This window comes from Pandoraea pnomenusa (genome assembly GCF_000767615.3).
GTDB classification, from domain to species: Bacteria; Pseudomonadota; Gammaproteobacteria; order Burkholderiales; family Burkholderiaceae; genus Pandoraea; species Pandoraea pnomenusa.
In genome coordinates this window covers 377,156-395,704 of sequence record NZ_CP009553.3, presented here as the reverse complement: position 1 = coordinate 395,704, position 18,549 = coordinate 377,156, and the positions used below count along the sequence as shown (strand labels likewise).

The 18,549-nt window shown below is 65.0% G+C and carries 14 protein-coding genes and 1 pseudogene; 4 read left to right on the top strand and 11 right to left on the bottom strand.

Features of this window, described 5'->3' with window-relative positions:
- Nucleotides 1–12: 12 nt before the first annotated feature.
- From aroB to pilM, 5 genes and pseudogenes are all read right to left on the bottom strand, one after another.
- Nucleotides 13–1,089 carry a 3-dehydroquinate synthase gene (gene aroB / locus LV28_RS25840; RefSeq protein WP_023593855.1) on the bottom strand — a complete coding sequence of 359 codons (1,077 nt, stop codon included), beginning with the start codon at nucleotides 1,087–1,089 and terminating at the stop codon, nucleotides 13–15.
- A 272-nt stretch (nucleotides 1,090–1,361) separates the two neighbouring features.
- A pseudogene (locus LV28_RS25835) lies at nucleotides 1,362–1,895 on the bottom strand (shikimate kinase); the annotation flags it as partial.
- On the bottom strand, nucleotides 1,801–4,452 hold the full coding sequence (gene pilQ, locus LV28_RS25830; RefSeq protein WP_048806474.1) for a type IV pilus secretin PilQ: 2,652 nt from the start codon (nucleotides 4,450–4,452) through the stop codon (nucleotides 1,801–1,803). The pseudogene LV28_RS25835 and the gene pilQ, both read right to left, overlap by 95 nt.
- Nucleotides 4,442–5,107, bottom strand: a complete 666-nt coding sequence (locus LV28_RS25825) for a PilN family protein (RefSeq protein WP_038619117.1) — start codon at nucleotides 5,105–5,107, stop codon at nucleotides 4,442–4,444. Before LV28_RS25825 ends, pilQ begins: the two co-directional genes overlap by 11 nt.
- Nucleotides 5,098–6,147 (bottom strand): type IV pilus biogenesis protein PilM, encoded by a 1,050-nt coding sequence (gene pilM, locus LV28_RS25820; protein ID WP_081326791.1) that lies wholly within the window; start codon nucleotides 6,145–6,147, stop codon nucleotides 5,098–5,100. Before pilM ends, LV28_RS25825 begins: the two co-directional genes overlap by 10 nt.
- Before the next feature lie 244 nt (nucleotides 6,148–6,391).
- On the opposite strand from pilM, the gene LV28_RS25815 reads away from it, so the two are divergent.
- Complete coding sequence (locus LV28_RS25815; protein WP_023872493.1) at nucleotides 6,392–8,845, top strand: penicillin-binding protein 1A; 2,454 nt, start codon at nucleotides 6,392–6,394, stop codon at nucleotides 8,843–8,845.
- A gap of 95 nt (nucleotides 8,846–8,940) precedes the next feature.
- On the opposite strand, the gene cyaY is transcribed toward LV28_RS25815, so the two are convergent.
- Nucleotides 8,941–9,261, bottom strand: a complete 321-nt coding sequence (gene cyaY, locus LV28_RS25810) for an iron donor protein CyaY (RefSeq protein WP_023593849.1) — start codon at nucleotides 9,259–9,261, stop codon at nucleotides 8,941–8,943.
- A 57-nt stretch (nucleotides 9,262–9,318) separates the two neighbouring features.
- Between cyaY and lptM the strand changes: the two genes are divergently transcribed.
- Both lptM and lysA read left to right on the top strand, forming a co-directional pair.
- A complete protein-coding gene (gene lptM, locus LV28_RS49565) occupies nucleotides 9,319–9,546 on the top strand; it encodes an LPS translocon maturation chaperone LptM (RefSeq protein ID WP_072619126.1) in 228 nt (75 codons plus the stop codon).
- Between the two features lie 139 nt (nucleotides 9,547–9,685).
- Nucleotides 9,686–10,954 (top strand): diaminopimelate decarboxylase, encoded by a 1,269-nt coding sequence (gene lysA, locus LV28_RS25805; RefSeq protein WP_023593848.1) that lies wholly within the window; start codon nucleotides 9,686–9,688, stop codon nucleotides 10,952–10,954.
- Between the two features lie 30 nt (nucleotides 10,955–10,984).
- Here the strand turns inward: lysA and msrQ are convergent, their stop codons facing one another.
- The 5 genes from msrQ to LV28_RS25780 all read right to left on the bottom strand — a co-directional run bounded on the left by msrQ (nucleotide 10,985) and on the right by LV28_RS25780 (nucleotide 17,145).
- Complete coding sequence (gene msrQ, locus LV28_RS25800) at nucleotides 10,985–11,689, bottom strand: protein-methionine-sulfoxide reductase heme-binding subunit MsrQ (protein ID WP_048806475.1); 705 nt, start codon at nucleotides 11,687–11,689, stop codon at nucleotides 10,985–10,987.
- Between the two features lie 29 nt (nucleotides 11,690–11,718).
- A complete protein-coding gene (gene msrP, locus LV28_RS25795) occupies nucleotides 11,719–12,720 on the bottom strand; it encodes a protein-methionine-sulfoxide reductase catalytic subunit MsrP (protein ID WP_023872495.1) in 1,002 nt (333 codons plus the stop codon).
- 269 nt (nucleotides 12,721–12,989) lie between these two features.
- Nucleotides 12,990–14,174 carry a c-type cytochrome biogenesis protein CcsB gene (ccsB, locus tag LV28_RS25790; protein ID WP_023593845.1) on the bottom strand — a complete coding sequence of 395 codons (1,185 nt, stop codon included), beginning with the start codon at nucleotides 14,172–14,174 and terminating at the stop codon, nucleotides 12,990–12,992.
- Between the two features lie 11 nt (nucleotides 14,175–14,185).
- Nucleotides 14,186–16,321: a cytochrome c biogenesis protein ResB gene (locus LV28_RS25785; protein WP_023872496.1), complete on the bottom strand. Its 2,136-nt coding sequence runs from the start codon at nucleotides 16,319–16,321 to the stop codon at nucleotides 14,186–14,188.
- 167 nt (nucleotides 16,322–16,488) lie between these two features.
- The gene (locus LV28_RS25780) at nucleotides 16,489–17,145 is read right to left on the bottom strand and encodes a c-type cytochrome (RefSeq protein WP_023872497.1); all 657 of its coding nucleotides are present in this window, start codon (nucleotides 17,143–17,145) and stop codon (nucleotides 16,489–16,491) included.
- Between the two features lie 298 nt (nucleotides 17,146–17,443).
- Between LV28_RS25780 and yihA the strand changes: the two genes are divergently transcribed.
- Nucleotides 17,444–18,112, top strand: coding sequence for a ribosome biogenesis GTP-binding protein YihA/YsxC (gene yihA, locus LV28_RS25775; RefSeq protein ID WP_023593842.1), 669 nt, complete (start codon nucleotides 17,444–17,446; stop codon nucleotides 18,110–18,112).
- Nucleotides 18,113–18,549 lie beyond the last annotated feature (437 nt).

Below are 18,549 nucleotides of genomic sequence, written 5' to 3'. Positions count from 1 at the left end.
TGCCCTCCTTCGTCAGACGTTGGCGCGCAGCGTCGCGCGCAGGTCGGCCTCGGGCGCCGTCGTCATGAACGCCTGCCCCAGCCGGTTGAGCAATACGAATCGAATATCGCCACCTTCGGCCTTCTTGTCGACGCGCATCAGCTCGATATAGCGGTCTTCCCCGAGGTTCGGGCCGGTGACCGGCAACCTGGCCGCCGCCACCAGCGCCTTGATGCGAGCCACGAGCGCTTCGTCGATGAAACCCAACCGGGCCGACAGGTCGGCACCCATGACCATACCGCAGCCCACGGCTTCGCCATGCAACCACTCGCCATAGCCCAGGCCGGCTTCGATGGCGTGACCGAACGTATGGCCGAAGTTCAGCGTGGCGCGCAGTCCTTGCTCACGCTCGTCGCTCGCCACCACCCGAGCCTTGATCTCGCAGGAACGTTGCACCGCGTGGATGAGTGCGTCGGTGTCGCGGGTATTCAGTGCGTCAATGTTCGCTTCGATCCAGTCGAAGTACTTTTCGTCGGCAATCGCGCCGTGTTTGATCACTTCCGCCATGCCGGCGGCGAGTTCGCGATCCGGCAGCGTGGAGAGCGTGCCGATGTCCGCCAGCACGGCGCTGGGCTGCCAGAAGGCGCCGATCATGTTCTTGCCCAGCGGATGATTGATGCCGGTCTTGCCGCCGACCGACGAGTCGACCTGCGACAGCAATGTCGTCGGCACCTGAACGAATGGCACCCCACGCATATAGCAAGCGGCGGCAAACCCTGTCATGTCGCCCACGACGCCGCCGCCCAGGGCGATCAGCGTAGCCTTGCGATCCGCTTGGGCACCGAGGAGTTCGTCAAAGATCAGGTTGAGTGTTTGCCAGTTCTTGTGCTTTTCGCCATCGGGCAGGACCGCCGTGACCACACGCTTGCCGAGACGTTGCAAGGTCTGCGCGACGCGCTCGGCGTAGAGCGGCGCCACGGTCGTATTCGTGACGATCACGGCGTGCGTGCCACGCACGTGCGGCGCGAACAGCGCCTCTTGCGAAAGCAGGTCGGTGCCAATGTGAATGGGGTAACCGCGCTCGCCCAGATCCAGTTTGAGGGTAATCATGCCGCTTGTTGTCATGTTCAGCGTTGCCGCGCGGCATCGACGTCGAGCCGCGCCTGTTGGCCTATTGGCGTTTCCTAGCGGGAGAAGGTATCACGCGACGGTGGCACGGGCGTATTCCCAACGTCGTCGTGGCCGGTGGGATGCGCCGGATCGTGCACTTCGCCCGCCGGGCTCGCGGCTTTTGCCGCCGTGTCGGCCGTGTCCGCCGAGCCTACCGCCGCGACTCGCCCGGCGCCCTGCGCATCCTGCGCCTCGTGCGCCGTTCGCGAGATCTCGGTAGGATTCGGCACGATCCCTGCCATCTCCAGTTGCATCAACACCATATTGACGAGGGCATTGACGCTCGGCCGACCGGTTTCGATGACGAAGGTGGCGCACTCACGATAAAGCGCATCGCGCTCCTGAAACAGTTGCTCGAGGCGCGCGCGCGGATCCGCCGTCTGCAGCAACGGCCGGTTCTTGTCACGTCGGGTCCGCAGCCAGAGATCGTGCGGATTTGCCCGCAAATAAACGACCGTACCGCGCGACTTGATGTGCTCGCGATTTTCCGCGCGCAGCACGGCCCCCCCGCCGGTGGCGAGTACGATACCGTTGCGTTGGGTGAGTTCGTCGATGGTCTGGGCTTCGCGCTGACGAAAACCGTCTTCGCCTTCGTGCTCGAAGATGACCGGAATGCGCACGCCCGTGCGCGCTTCGATCTCGTGGTCGGAGTCATAGAACTGCCGTCCCAGACGTCGTGCCACTGCGCGCCCAACCGTGGTCTTGCCCGCCCCCATCAGTCCGACAAGTATTACGTTTTCCAGCATAAATCGCTGATATTTGGGTTCCAACCCCCGATAATACCGGGATATGCGTCGGGCGTGCGGAACGCGTCGCCTCGAAGAGCGCACCAGTGAGGCGACGGTGCCCTGCCGGCAGGTCATCCCGCGACGGGGACGATGGCGTTGTCGCCGGCCCAGGTGCGGCTCCCGCCGCCGCTCGGTTTGGCGCCGGCTCCAGCGTTGGCGCGGCCCGGGCCTCGTCCGGCACACCGCGCGGCACCACGCTTGGCGTAAGAAACACCAGCAATTCCGTGCGCCGGTCTTCGTTGGATCGATTGCGGAACAAGGCCCCCAGCAGCGGCACGTCGCCCAACCATGGCACGCTGGCCCGGCGGTCCCGGCGCTCCTCCTGATAGATGCCGCCAATCGCGACGGTTCCCCCATTCTCGACCTGCACCTGGGTCTTGACGTGCCGGGTATCCACGGCAAATCCCTCGGCAACCTGCTGACCCACACTATCCTTGCGCACGTCGACATCCAGAATTACCTGACCGTCCGGCGTAATCAGGGGCGTGACCTCCAGACGCAGCGTCGCTTTGCGGAACTGGATCGACGCGGCGCTTCGCCGGCCGCCGCGGGTTTGATAGGGCAATTCCGTGCCTTGCTCGATGACCGCCTGAATCTTGTCGGCAGTCACGATTCTCGGGCGTGACACAACGCGTCCGCGCCCGGACGTTTCCAGCGCCGAGAGCTCCAGTTGCAGAAAGCGGGTCGCAGACCGGCCAAACAGTGTTATCGCCAGGCTTGGCGGCACGACCCCCGCCAGTGCCGCCGCGGGTAGCCCGATGTCGACGCCGCTGCCCCGGAAGCGGTCGTCCGCGCCAGTGTCGCCGCGGCGCCCCTGGCCGCCGTCGGCATCGCGCGAAGTTCCCGATGCGTCGCCCGATCTCGCCGCCTTGCCGCGAGCGTTGCCGTCAGCGCCGCCGTCGCGTGCGGCCAGCCGGACACCGAGCGATTCGCTGAACCGATCGTCGGCCTCGACGATTCGCGCCTCGATCAGCACTTGCCTGACCGGCACATCGATTCGCGCGATGAACGACGCCAGCGCTTCGAGTTTCTCCGGCAGGTCGGTCACGAACAACTGATTGGTCCGAGGGTCGGCGATCAGGCTGCCTCGCGGCGACAGCAGACGTTGCCCCTTGCTGTCTTTCTCTCCCAGGATGATTTCGCGAAGCGCCAGCGCTCTCGGATAGTTCAGAACGAAGCGGCGGCTCGCCAGGGGGAGCAGGGCCTCGCGCTTGGACGCCGCTTCCAGTCGCGTCTGTTCGTCGGCCAGCAGATCGGCACGCGGCGCGATCCAGTCCACGCCGTTCACCGATTGCACGCCCAGTCCGGCGCTGCGGACCATCACGTCGAATGCCGTCTCCGCGGTCACCCCCCGCACTTCCATGTCGATACGACCTGCAATGTGCTCTCCGATCACGATGCTGCGCCCCGTCAGACGTGCGAATGCCCGCAATGCGTCGGTCGCCGGCACGCCGTGGAGCGTCACGTCGACATCTGCCGCGTCTTCTCGCTGCGTAACACCTCCTCCTTCCACGCGTGCGCCTTTGCCGTGCGGTGGGGATACGTCACTCCACGTCGCCGTGAGTCGCGCCGCGGACGTTTGCCGCAACACCACGCGTCGCGATCCCGCTCGCATCGCGCCTACAGGGATTGCGGCCGGGGCCACCGGCCCGGACGCCGCCATCGTGACCGCGTCCTGCGCGGCGTGGCGGGTGAGCGGGGTGCGAAAGACGTCAACCGTGTCATGCGGCATCTGCCATGGCGGCGGCGGTTCGGGAAGTGCGGGCAATGCCTGCTCGCCGGATCGGGGAGCAAGCTCGGCAGGCCGGCGCCAGCGGTAGGCGGCTACCGTGATCGCCAACGTCGACGGCGCCTCGCTCGACGCCCCCATACCCGCGCCCTCCAACGAGAACCGCTCGACGGCAAGGTGGCGTGGCATCTGGTCAATCTCGGCCAGCCAGCGGAGTAAATGCGCCACCTCGCCCTGAACGCGCATTTCGGCTCGCTCCAGCTCGATCTCGCCCTTCGACGCGGAGGGGCCCGGTCTGGCCGAGGTCAACGTCAACCCGTACCGCGCGAGAAGTCTCTCGAGATCGGCGCGCCATCCCGACGGTGGATCGTCGCTCGGCGCGGGCACATCATCTTCGCCGTGTGACGCCGCCCCGCTGGATGTCAGCCCGGCGCCCGCCGCCGGCAGCAAACGCCGCCATGCCGCAGCTTGCGCCTGTGCATCGCGTAGCGTCTGCATCAATATCGGCAAGCGACGCGCCGCCTCATTGGCCCGATCGAGCGTCTGTTGCGCGACGGCCAGGTCCTTCTGCAACGTCGCGCGGGCCGGCAGTCCGACCAGCCACCAGACCGACCACGCGAGCGCCAACCCGATTGCCCACGCGGCCCCGGCGAGTCCCCAGCGCACCGCGCGCGGCCACTCGGCCGGCGGCACCGACATCCAGGCGTGCCAACGCGCGCGCCATCGATCCCTCGTCTCATGGAAGATGTCCCGCACATCGTCGGGCGGACTCGAATCACCGTGCATCCGGTACCTCCTCGCGTGAGATCGCGTCCATGTCGATAGCCGACGAACCCGTCGTCGACATCGGCTTCAGGTCGAGACGCAACGCGAATCGGCGAATATTCGGCATGTCCACGTCATTCGTTGCCCCCGCCCACTGACGCGTCACACTGTGCGGCACAACGCTCGACTCCAACTCCACGACCTTGCGGACCCATGCCAGGGTTCTCAGACGCTTCTGCGTCTCGCGCACGCGCGATTGCGTGGTCGCATAACCCTCGACGCGCAGTTGTCCGTCCCCGGTCTTCACCACCGTCAGACGCACGCCGTCGGCGCAAGCGAGCATCACGTCGAGCAACCGACGCGCCACTGGTTCGCGTCGCTCGATCAACGTCACGGCGGCCCGGCGATGCGCCGCCATCGTCGCCAGTGTCCGCGAGGTCATATCGAACGCCGCCGACTCTCCGCGCAGCGCCTCGGACGCCGAGCGCATCGCCATCAGTTGCGCCCGAGCCGCTGTCGAGCGATAGCGCTCGTGCAGGATCGGCGCCAGTGCGGTGAGTGCGCCGCACGCGGCCACACCCGCCCAGCACCGCCATTGCCGTCGAAATTCCCGGCGGCGGCGTTGCGCCAGGGTCGGAAGGAAATCGAGCGGCACCAGTGTCGTCTTCAATCGCATGGCACCCCCTGCATCGCCATGGCACGCAGTGCCAGACCACAGGGCACAGCGAGCGCGGTGCGTTGAGCGAACGTCGGCCGCCTGGGGTCGCCTGTCGCCGCGCCGCCGAATCGTCGAAGCGGGTCGAAAGGACGCACCGGCACGCCGCACGCCGCGGCAAGCGCATCGCAGATCGCCACGAGCGCCGCCGGGCTGGCGCCGCTTGTCGCCAGGTACATCATGCCGGGCGCGACTGGAAGTTTTGCCCAAACGCGCCTGGCGATCCCGGCCAGCGCATCGGCAGATCCGCCCGCGCCGTCGAATCGTTCCTGCGCATGTGCGACGCAGACCTGCCCGTCGAAGGCGGAAAAATCGAGTGCCTGCGAATCGACCTGCAACAACGCAACAGGAACATCGCGGCGACCTGATGCCGTGGCGTCCTCGTCGGGCGGCCTCGCCCATCGGAACGCCCGACGACCCGCTTCATGCGCGGCGTCGATCGCGTGGACCCGCAATCCGGCCATTTCCAGGACAGCGACGCGGTCATCGGCCAGCTCGGCGTCGCAGGCATACAGGCGAAGTCGATGACTGCCCGGCTCCGCCCACGTGACGCCAACGCGGCTACGCAGGTCCGGATCGCCGTCCCCCGGAAGCAGCAGTGCCGCCCTGCGCTCGCACCAGGCTTGAAAGGCGCGTGGCGGCAATCCGTCCGGACAGTCGACGACCTGCGTTCTGAGTCCATGGGTAGGCAACGCCGTGACAACAACGTCGTCGCACATCGCCTGCGCCGTCATCCCGAGGCGTTCCAGCAGCTCCCCGAGACGGCGCGCCACCGCTTCCGGCTTGGCGAGCGCCGCCCCGCGCAACATGCCGTCCTCGAGCATGGCTGCCCCGTGGGCGTCCACTTGCAACCGGGCCGGGCCCGGTATGCGGGTCAGGCGAACGAAATGCACACCGTCCGCGTCAAAGTGGACACCGCAACCGCCGCCCGTACGGCGTGGCAGCGACGCCGCCAGGGACTTTCCCATCCGGCAAACCCCCTGCAGGACCGCTTTGATCATGATTTCCTCCCCCCTTCCGGCTTGTCGATGGAATCGATCCTATCGAGCACCGAAAGGGGGGCCAATCGGACGCGTCCGAATCCACCGGGCGACGTGCCCCCTTCCCGGCGCTTTCGGAATTCGTGCCGCTTTTTGGTCGGACGAGTCCGACGCCCGTTAGGCTCGAACTCCGATTTCGGTCCCGTGCCGGAGGGAGTCACGGGGCGTTCGTTATAATCAGCCAATCGTTTTTTCCAGTTCCCCCATGGCAAGCACACCCCAAACCGAGACACCCCGCGACAAGCGCCCGCCCAAACCGCGCCGCTCCCTCTGGCTGCGCCTCGCGCTTTGGTTCGTTGGCCTGATCGCCGCGATGGTCGTATGTGGCGCGCTGCTCGCGGGGTACATCCTGGTGGTGATGACGCCGCAGTTGCCGTCGCTCGACACCATCGTCGACTACCGGCCGAAGATTCCGCTGCGCATCTACACCGCCGACGAAATCCAGATCGGCGAGTTCGGCGAGGAGCGCCGCAATCTCGTGCGCTTCGCCGACATTCCCGACGTCATGAAGAAGGCCGTGCTCGCCATCGAGGACGACCGCTTCTACCAACACGGCGGGGTCGACTTCATCGGCATCTTCCGCGCGGGCGTGGCCAATTTCGCCCGTGGCGGCTCCTCCCAGGGTGCCAGCACGATCACGATGCAGGTCGCGCGCAACTTCTTCCTGTCGAGCGAAAAAACCTACACGCGCAAGATTTACGAGGCCCTGCTCGCCTACAAGATCGAGTCGCGGCTGACCAAGGATCAGATTCTCGAGCTGTACATGAATCAGATCTATCTGGGCGAGCGCGCGTACGGTTTCGCCAGCGCTGCGCGCGTCTACTTCGGCAAGGACCTCAAGGACATCACGCTGGCCGAGGCCGCCATGCTCGCCGGCCTGCCGAAAGCCCCGTCGGCGTACAACCCGATCGTCAACTACAAGCGCGCACGCGTGCGTCAGGAATACATCCTGAAGCGGATGTTTGACCTCGGGTACATCTCGAAGGACGAGTACGACCAGGCGATTGCGCAGGAACTCGTGGTGCGAGGCCTGGGCAGCGAGTTCAGCGTCCATGCGGGATACGTCGCCGAAATGGTCCGGCAACTGCTCTACGCCCAGTTCAAGGACGAGATCTATACGCGCGGCTTCAACGTCTACACCACGATCAACTCCGCCGATCAGGAAGCGGCCTACGAGGCGCTGCGCGCAGGGGTGATGGCCTACGAGCTTCGCCATGGCTACCGTGGCCCCGAAGCCAACATCGACCTGCCCGACGATCAGGACGAGCGCGAGCAATTGATCGACGACACGCTCGTCGAGCACCCTGACAGCGGGGACATGGTGGCGGCCGTGGTGCTGTCCGCGTCGCCGCAACAGGTCAAGGCCGTGCTCCTGAACGGCGACGACGTGACCGTGACCGGCGACGGCCTCCGGTTTGCGGCGGCGGGCCTGAGCGCCAAGGCACAGCCGAAGCAGAAGATTCGCCGTGGCTCGGTGATCCGCGTGACGAAGGACGAGAAGGACAACTGGCGCATCGTGCAGATGCCGGACATCGAGGCCGCGTTCGTGTCGCTCGATCCGCAAAACGGCGCCATCCGATCGCTCGTCGGCGGGTTCGACTTCAATCGCAACAAATTCAATCACGTGACGCAGGCGTGGCGTCAGCCGGGGTCGAGCTTCAAGCCGTTCATCTACTCCGCTGCGCTCGAAAAGGGATTTGCACCCGCCACGATCATCAACGACGGCCCGCTGTATTTCACGGCGGCACAGACCGGCGGGCAGCCGTGGGAGCCGAAGAACTACGGCGGTGGATTCGAAGGCCCGATGCCGATGCGCGTGGCGCTGATGCGCTCTCGCAACCTCGTGTCGATCCGGATTCTGCAGAGCATCACCCCGGCCTACGCACAGAAATTCATCGGCCGATTCGGCTTCGAGGCCGACAAGCATCCGGCCTATCTGCCGATGGCGCTGGGCGCCGGCATGGTCACGCCGCTCCAGATGGCAAGCGCGTATGCCGTGTTCGCCAACGGCGGCTTCCGTGTGAATCCGTTCATTGTGGCGCGCATCACGGACTCGAAGGGTAACGTCATCATGGAAGAAAAGCCGGCGACGGCGGGTGACGAGACGATCCGGGCGATTCCCGCGCGCAACGCATTCATCATGAACTCGATGCTCCACGACGTGGCTACGCGAGGCACGGCAGCCAAGACCAACGTGCTCAAGCGCAGCGACCTGGCAGGCAAGACCGGAACGACGAACGATTCGCACGATGCCTGGTTCGCGGGCTATCAGTCCCAACTGGTGGGCGTGGCTTGGATTGGCTTCGATCAGCCGCGCAACCTGGGCGATCGCGAAACGGGCGGTGGCCTGGCATTGCCGATCTGGATCAACTACATGTCGAAGGCGCTGCGAGGGGTGCAGGAGTCGACGCGCACCATGCCGTCCGGCGTCATTCAGGCCAACGGGGATTACTTTTACGACGACTACCCGCCGGGTCGCGCCGTCAGCACGGTGGGCCTGAGCGCAGATACCACGCCGGACGGGGCGGCCGCACCGGGCCCGTCGACAGGCGCGCTGCCTGGCCAGATGCCGGCGCAACCGGGCCCGTCACCCGCGCCGGCACCGGTGGACCGGCAGGAACGTCAGCGTATTCTGGACATGTTCAACAGCAAGCCCTGACGGGCCTGTGCGATTCCGTGGTTCCCGGTGTGCCCGGGACCGCTTTGCGGCGCAGTACCCCGGTGGATCCGGGGCACTGCGCCGCGATGGCTACGTCAGTCGGCCTTCAACGTCACCGTCTCGCCCGCCTGCTGCGTGGCAAAGCGCGAGAGCGCCTCGAACAACTCGGTGTCGTCGCGCGTATCGCGCCACTCGTCACCTTTCAATCGGAAATGGAAGCCGCCCGAGCGCGCGGCAACCCAGATCTCGCTCATCGGCGTTTGCAAATTGACGATGATTTTGCTGCGATCCTGAAATTCGAGCGTCAGCACGTTGCCCGAGCGCTCGCAGTCGATGTCCACGTCGCCGTCTTCCACAGCGGCCTCCACCTGCGTCAGCACTGCCTCGGCGAGCGCCAGGAATTCACTTTCCGTCATGCTAAACTCCACGGTTTGCGTCATCGTTTGCATGCCGCACCACGCGGCGATACCCCCATGACTGCACCTATTCGAACCTGCGCGATTGTAGCGTCGATTGCCCTTTCGAGCGTGTTGGCCGGCTGCGGCCAGGCCGGGCCGCTGTATATGCCCGCACGTCCGGTGAAACCGACACCGCCCCCGGGCGCGCCACTGCCCCCACCGGTGCGCGTGCCAGAGCCCCAGCGCGGACCGTCGGTCGAGGTACCGCCGGCGGCTTCGATCCCGGCAGCCAAACCCGAATAAACTGGCAGGCATGCGCCGGCGTCACCCGGCGCCGGCCAGCGGCGGCGGGCATGCGAAAACCGATCGCTGCCCCGATATCTGCCGCGACCGCCCCCCACGCCGCTTGGGCGGCGAACCCTTTGACTACCGAGTATCCGCGATGTCCGACGCCATCTTCTCCTACCGCGACGACGTTCTCCATGCAGAGGGCGTCGCCCTGCCCGCGCTCGCAGAGCGTTTCGGCACACCGCTCTACGTCTACTCGAAGGCGGCTCTGACGAACGCCTATCAGGCCTACACCAAAGCTTGCGAAGGCCGGAATGCCTCGGTGCATTACGCCGCGAAGGCCAATTCGAACCTGGCGGTGCTCGGCGTATTTGCGAAACTCGGCGCGGGATTCGATATTGTTTCGGCGGGCGAACTCGCCCGCGTGATCGCCGCCGGCGGCGACCCGAAGCGCACCGTCTTCTCGGGCGTGGGCAAGCATGCGGACGAGATGCGCTACGCACTGGAGAAGGACGTGTTCTGCTTCAACGTGGAGTCGCGCCCGGAACTGGACCGTCTCAACGAGGTGGCGGGGCAAGTCGGCAAGCGCGCCCGCGTGTCGCTGCGCGTGAATCCGAATGTCGACGCGAAGACACATCCTTATATCTCGACTGGCCTGCGCGGCAACAAATTCGGCGTTGCCTACGAAGAAGCCTTCGACGCCTATCGTGCCGCCGCGGCCATGCCGCATCTCGAAGTCGTCGGGATCGATTGCCACATCGGCTCTCAGATCACGGAAATCTCACCGTATCTCGACGCCACCGACAAGGTGCTCGATCTGGTCGAGAGGCTCGAAGCGGCGGGCATCTCGCTGCATCACATCGACGTGGGCGGAGGGCTGGGCATCACCTATACCGACGAAACGCCGCCGGACATCACGGCATTCGCGACCACCGTTCTCGACCACATCGCGAAGCGCGGCCACGGTCATCGCCAGGTGCTCTTCGAACCGGGCCGCTCGCTCGTGGGCAATGCCGGTGTGTTGCTCACGAAAGTGGAGTTTCTCAAGCACGGCGAGACGAAGAACTTCGCCATCGTCGACGCGGCAATGAACGATCTCGCACGCCCGGCGATGTACGAGGCCTATCACGGAATCGATCCGGTCACGCGACGGTCGGCTGACGGGGCGACCTATGACGTCGTGGGTCCGGTTTGCGAAAGCGGCGATTGGCTCGGCCGCGATCGCACCCTGGCCATTGCTCCGGGCGATTTGCTCGCGATTCGTTCGGCTGGCGCCTACGGCTTCACGATGAGCTCGAACTACAACACGCGTCCGCGCGCCGCCGAAGTGATGGTCGACGGCATCGAAGCCTATCTCGTGCGCGAACGCGAGACGATCGAATCGCTGTTCGCGGGCGAACGGCTGCTGCCCGGCAACGCCTGAGTTCGCGCGCACGGACTGGCCTGCCCGCGCTCAGTCCGTTTGCGCTGCCCGGGACGCCCCGCGGCGCCCGAACCCCACCAGACGTGCGCCCAGCAGGCCCGCCACCACGATCGCATAGATCGCCGGCTGGGCAAGATCGTTCTTGCCCGCCTTCATCCACCAATAGTGCAGGATCGCCAGCACGGCGATCACGTAGATCAGGCGGTGCAGACGCTGCCAGCGCCGCCCGCCGAGCCATCGCACCATCGCATGCGGCGATGTCAGCGCGAGCGGCACCATCAGCACGAACGCGGCAAATCCCACGGTAATGAACGGCCGCTTGCCCGAGACGTCGCGCAGAATGCCGCTCCAGTCGAACCACTGGTCCAGCCAGAAGTACGTCGTGAAGTGCAGCGCTGCATAGAAAAAGGCGAACAGCCCGAGCATCCGACGGCACCGCAGCAGCCATGCCAGGCGCGACGACAGGCGCCGCACCGGCGACACTGCCAGCGTCACGCATAGCAGGACGAGCGTCCAGGTGCCGGTCGAGCGGGTAATGAACTCCACCGGATTCGCCCCCAATCGATCCGTCAGTCCGTAGACGACGAGCCGCAGCAGCGGCGCAAGCGCCAACGCGAACACCAGGACCTTGATCCATGGCGACCCGCGCTGCACGGTACGCGAGCTGCGGCCAGTCGCGACGCCGGCACGGGGAGCGTGGGAGGCGTCGCCGGGCTTGGAGGGAGTGCCTGACACGTCGCGTCGACTCGAAAGGTGGGAAGCGATCAGAAGAATTTCCGCAGGTCCATGCCCTGGTACAGGCTGGCAACCTGTTCGCCATACCCGTTGAACATCAGCGTCTTGCGCTTAGGCGTGAAGATACCGCCCTCGCCAATGCGACGCTCCGTCGCCTGGCTCCAGCGCGGGTGATCCACATCGGGGTTGACGTTGGAATAGAAACCATACTCATCGGGTGCGGCGCGATTCCAGCTGGTGAGCGGCATCTTTTCCACGAAGCGGATTTTCACGATGGACTTCGCGCTCTTGAAACCGTATTTCCACGGTACAACCATGCGCACCGGTGCGCCGTTCTGGTTCGGCAACACCTCTCCGTACAAGCCGAACGTCAGCAGGGCGAGCGGGTGCATCGCCTCGTCCATGCGCAGCCCTTCCACATACGGCCAGCTCAGCACCGGGTACGACAACCCCGGCATCTGCTTCGGATCGGCCAGGGTGACGAATTCCACGTACCGGGCATTGCCGGTCGGCTGCACCTGTTTGATGAGCGCCGAGAGCGAATAACCGATCCAGGGGATCACCATCGACCATCCCTCCACACAGCGATGGCGGTAGACGCGCTCTTCGAGCGGGGCGAGCTTGAGCAGCGCGTCGATGTCGTACACCCTCGGCTGCCTGACCTCGCCTTCGATCGCGATCTGCCACGGACGCGGCTTGAGTGTGCCGGCGTGCCGCGCAGGATCGGACTTGTCCGTGCCGAACTCGTAGAAGTTGTTGTAGGTGGTGACGTCCTTGATGTCGGTCGGCTTGTCGGTCACGACATAACGCGTGTTACGCGTGGCACTCAGTCTGGCCAGACCGGTGCCTGGACTGTCTGCCGCCAGCGCGTCGGTTTGCGCCAGCATGCCAAGCGCCGCGGCAGTTCCCCAACCGGTCAACCCCACGCCGGACGCCTGAAGGAAGCGCCGCCGCCCTGTGGCGGCCTCACGTGGCGTGATGCTGCTCGCCGGGATGTCCACCCCGCGAAGTTTGCGTTGATGCGTACTCATGATGACTCTCTCCTGACGCGCACCTCGTTTCGCCAAAAGAAACGGCAGCGCGACCTCTTGTCCACATGGCGCAGTGTTCCGGTCCGCCTATGCAGCTTGAGACAGATGGCGCAGGCGCGATGTTCCTCGCGTTCGCCATGCCACATGCGGCAATCATAAGCCACTGCGTACGATCACATTGCGTCATGAGAAAAGCCGCCGGCAAGAACCCGCGGCGGCTTTCCGAGGGGCGCGGGACGACCCGATCGCCCCCGCCCGGCTTGGGTGACTCAGAGCTGACCGTAGCTGTGCAGTCCCGAGAGGAACATGTTCACGCCGAGGAAGGCAAACGTCGTGATCAGCAGACCGGTCAGCGACCACCAGGCGGCCACCACACCGCGCAGCCCCTTCATCAAACGCATGTGCAGCCACGCCGCATAGTTCAGCCAGACGATAAGGGCCCAGGTTTCCTTCGGGTCCCAGCTCCAGTAACCGCCCCAAGCATCGGCGGCCCACAGCGCGCCGAGGATCGTTGCGATCGTGAAGAAGGCGAAACCGACGGCAATCGCCTTGTACATCACGTCGTCGAGCAGTTCGAGCGACGGCAGTCGCGACGAGAAGAACCCGCTGTCGAGCGGCTTGCCGGCCGCCGCCAGACGCTTGTTCTCGCCCGACTTGAGCAGGTACGCCACGGCCACCATGGCGGCGAGCGCAAAGGTGCCGTAGCCAATGAAGTTGGCCGGCACGTGGATCTTCATCCACCAGCTCTGCAAGGCCGGCACCAACGGCTGAATTTCGTAGGCGCTGCGCGCCACGCTGTACCAGAGGTTGAAACCGACCGCCGCACTGATCACCAGCAACACGAACGGGCCAAGCGAACGGGTTTCGTAGCGATGCTCGTAATACAGGTAGAACAACGCCGTGATCAGGCAGAACAGCACGAACACTTCATAAAGGTTCGAAATGGGAATGTGACCGATGTCCGCCCCGACGAGATACGACTCGTACCAGCGAACCATCATGCCGGTAAAACCGAGCAGCACGGCCGACCAGCACAGCGCCGAACCGACACTCGCACCGAACGGCGAGCGCGCGAGGAGCCCGCCCCAGTAGAACAGTGTCGACAGGAAGAACAGGGCGCTCATCCACAGGATGGCGGACTGGCTCGAGAGGAAGTACTTGAGGAAGAACGCCTGATCCGCGCGCGCCAGCTCATGGTGATACATCCCGATGCCCGACAGCGCGAGGATGGCGATGCCCGCCATCAACCACCGCACGGCGCGCCAGTGCCACCCGAGCGCCGCGAACGTCGGCACCGCGAGCACCAGAATCGTGTGCTCGTAGTAATCCATGTAGTGGCCGTAGCGGTTGAGGGCAAAGCCCGCGCCCAGCGCCAGCGCCAGCGCGAACAGCCAGTCGCCGATGCTGCGACGACGCAGCCACGAGGCCTCCGAATAGCTTTGCGATAACTCCATCTGTCTCACCCTCATCGTTGTGTGACGATCTCGTCGATTTCCGCCTTCGTGCGGGCGAATTCCTTTTCGAAATCCAGTGTACGGCGCGTGGTCGACACCGCCATCAATACCGAACTCCCACCTTCCGGCGTGTCCTTGAGCCACAGCCACAGACGCCGCTCGCGCACATAGAACATCGAGAAAATACCGAGCACCAGCAGCAAGCTGCCAAGATACACGATCTTTTTCCCCGGCGAGCGCGTGAGCTGGAAGACGCTCGCCTGGATCTGGTCGAACGAGTCCAGTTGCAGGAAGACCGGGGCGTCGTACAGGAAGTTGTCCGACAGCGCGTTGGTGGCCGTGTGTACGAACAGCTCCGTCTGCGGCGACGGCGTGACGGCCGGCAACCCCGCCTGCTCACGGGCAACCTGCCACAACTGCCAGATCGCGCCGTCGAGAATGCGGCGGAACATGTCCGCGGCGCTCGATTGCTGATCCTGCGGCACCTTTTCGTTCACGAATTCCGCGATCGCTTGTAGGCCGCCGCGCGCCTGACTGTTTTTGCTTGCCGGGATCACGCCGGCAAACAGATCCAGCTCGCGCTTGGTGCTCTCCTGCAACTGTTTGCGCAGTTCGGTCGACGTTTGCGACGGCAGCGACTCCGCGGCGAAACGGCGAGCGGCCTCGGCGCGCGCCGCGTCGTCCTGCAGCGCGGCCCGGATCATCATCCATTGCTTCACGGAACCGTCCGCATCCGCCGGAATGCGCAGGTACTGGAACGGCCCGTCCGGCGTGTCGCGCACCCCCGTCATGAACACGCGCTCGCCGTCGCCCATGAGGATCGGCAGCATGTAATTGCGGTATTCCTTCGCCTGGCCGCTGCGGTCGCGAACCTTGTATTGCACCGACGGACCGACATTGCGCAGGTCCTTGCCCAGATCGGTGCGTGCGCCCGAGCCCAGCTGCTTGCCCATTTCTTCGCGCAGCGACTTGCGAGCCACGCCTCGAGCGTCGCGCTCGCCGTTGCCGTTGCTGATGTTCTCGACGTTGATGGCGCGGAAATCGCTGAATTCGATGGTGTATTCGTCCTTGGCTGCCGCGGCGCCGCGCAGTTGGGTCGAACCGCCGACGTCGCCCGAGAAGGCGAACGTACGGTCCGACGCGCCCCGCATCGGGTAACCGGTGAGCTTCAGCTTGCTACCGCCGTCCTCGAAGCTCGACTGGTAGATCGCCACGCCCTTGTAGATGAACGGCTCGTTGACCTTCACCGTGGCATCCATCGTCTTGCCGGTCTCGGGATCGGTCACCACGATGTCGCTCGCGAACAGCTTCGGCATGCCCGTCGAGTAGTAGTCGACGTGGAATTTCTTCAGCTCGATCGAGAACGGAAGATCCTGGACCACCGAGCCGTCCTGGAAATTCAGGATTGCGGTGTTCGACTTGCCGCCTTCCGGCACGAAGGCGTAACCGCGAAACGCCGGATTGTTCGGCGAGAGACGGTGCGACTCCGGAATCTGGGCGATCACCGCGTTGCCCTGCAGCGGCGACTTGCCGAACAGCGCCATCTGAACGCGAATCAGCAGATCGCTGTCGATCAGCCCGCCCAGGCAGATGATCACGATCGCGCTGTGCGCGAAGATATAGCCGATCTTGTTGATCGCGCCGGCCTTGGCGGCGACGAGCGTGGCGCCGTCGCGCTCGCGAACGACGAACCGATAGCCGCGACGTCCGAGGTAATGCGTGAGACGCGGCACGAGTTCGCCGCGCGGCGCCGGTCCGGTGAATTCCCCTTTGTGACCGAAGGCGCGCAGACTGCCCTCGCGCACGTGATCGCGCCAGCTACGAATATCGGCGATCATCTTCGGCGCATTGCGCACGATGCATAGCGTCGTCGACGCCATCAGGAAAAACAGGATCAGCAGAAACCACCACGAGCTGTAGACCGTGTACAGGCCAAGCGAGCGAAAGACGTCGGCCCAGAACGGACCGAACTGATTGACGTAGTTGGGATATGGGTCGCCTTGCTTGAGCACGGTACCGACGATGCTGGCAATCGCGAGCACGGTGAGCAGGCTGATGGCGAAGCGCATCGAGCTGACCAGCTCGACGCCGTCGCGCACCCATCGTTGCGCGCCCTTGATCTGCATTCCGGAGGTACTGATGCTCATCCTGTTTCCGACAACAAAAAAGGGCGGGGACGCGTGTCTCACGCGCCCGCCACCCTGTGTATGCTAAACCAGTTCGATCCGGTCGCCCTGCGGCGCCGCAGCGGGTTTCGTTATAAGTCAGCGAATATACCCTGACGTTCACATGGTGTCAGGGCAGCGCACGCCGATCAGTGCAAACCAGCGATGTAATCCGCGACCGCCTTGATTTCATTGTCCGACAGGCGCGAGCTCACATCGTGCATCGGCACGTTGTTGGCGCGGGCGCCGCTGCGGAACGCCACGAGTTGGGCGGCGGTGTATTCCGCCCATTGGCCGGACAAGCGCGGGTACTGCGCGGGCATGCCGGCGCCGGTCGGGCCGTGGCAGGAAGCGCACGCGGGCACGCCCTTGTCGGCGATGCCGCCGCGGTAAATCTTCTGGCCGAGCGCCACCGTGTCCTTGTCGCGGGCCGCGCCGGGCTTCGGGGTCTGCGAAGCGAAGTAGGCCGCCACGTTGCGCATGTCCTGATCGGAGAGTGCCGCAACCATGCCGGCCATGATCGGATTATTGCGCGCGGCAGTCTTGCCGGGCTGTGCCTTGAAATCGTGAAGTTGCTTGTCCAGGTATTCGGCGTGCTGCCCGGCGAGCTTCGGATACGCGCCGCCAGTGCTGTTGCCGTCCGCCGCATGACAGGCGGCGCAGACCTGGGTGGCGATTGCCTGTCCGCGGTTCAGGTCCGGCTTGGCGGGCGCCTGAGGGTCGGCGGCTTGTGCGGCGCCGCTCAGAAGAAAGCATGCCAGCGCCAACGGTGTTGCAGCGAGAGACTTCCACACTCCTCGGTTCATTCGCACACCTTATATCTGTTTTGTCGGGAAATCGGTCGTTCGAACTCACCGTCCGACGCCATGTTTCTCCTCCAACCTCACGGCGCGCGAGACGTTCGGGCAGCCCTTGGCAAGGCCAAGGTTAACTTTCATATTGTACAATAAAGACTTTCCCCGGCTTTAGGGGATTTCCATGTAGAAGGCCGCAGAATGGGGCTTCCCGGCCTCTCGCCGGTGAGCGACTCGATTCGCCGTCCTGCGTGCCTGCGCCCGCGTTGCAGCCCGGTTTCGGTGGCTGCGGCGCTCCCCGGTTTCCGCCATGTCCCTACTTCATCAAGCCCGCTTCTTCACGACCGTCAATCATCTGCGCGACCTGCCACCCACGGCCGTGCCCGAGGTCGCCTTCGCGGGCCGCTCGAACGCGGGCAAGTCCAGCGCGCTGAACATCCTGTGCAATCAGAAGCGCCTGGCGTTCTCGAGCAAGACGCCGGGTCGTACGCAACACATCAACTATTTCGAGATCGCCCACCTGGAGCATCTCTACGGCTATCTCGTCGACCTGCCCGGCTACGGCTACGCCGAAGTGGGTGGCGGCGTGAAAGTGCACTGGCAACAACTGCTCGGCGACTATCTGGTGCAACGTCCTCAGTTGCGCGGCCTCGTGCTCGTCATGGACTCGCGCCGACCGTTTACCGACCTCGATTGCGAGCTGATCGACTGGTTCCTCCCGACCGGACGCCCCATTCACGCGCTGCTGACCAAGGCCGACAAGCTCACGCGTCAGGAGGCGACGGTCGTGTTGCGCGATACGCAAAAGCGCTTCGCCGCCTTGCCGCGTACCGATGGCCTGCCGTCGGACGATCCCGATACGCCGCCACAGTTCACTGCGCAGCTGTTCTCGTCGCTCAAGCGCACCGGCGTCGACGCCGCCCAACGCGTGCTTGAGGATTGGCTGGCCATTCCGGCGCGCGACGGCGCCAGGAAATAAGCCCGGCGCGCTCGCGCTCCGCCCCCGTAAGGTAGACGGCCCGGCATGCAGCCAGGCGCGACAAATCGTCGCGGCTGGCCCAGGTGAGGCGTCTAGGTCTTGCGGGAAATTCGGGGGATGTGGCAAACGGATCGCGCCCCCTCGGCCGAACGGATGAGGCGCGCGCCCCCTCGTTCGGAATGCCCGGCCGCCGGGCATGCAGGCGTAACGATTCGCGCGCACATAAAAAAACCGCCGTGTAGGCACGGCGGGTTTAAATAAGCCTAATCGTAGAACGACAGGCGCCCGCTCAGGGAGGAGAAGCGGGGGACGCCACACGCAGTGCGGACATCCGGTTGGTATGATATACCATGCGTTCGAAAGTTTCCCGGCAAGCGCCTTTTTTTGCGCGCCTTCCCGCTGACGAAATCGTTGAGCCCGCCGCAACGACACTGCGT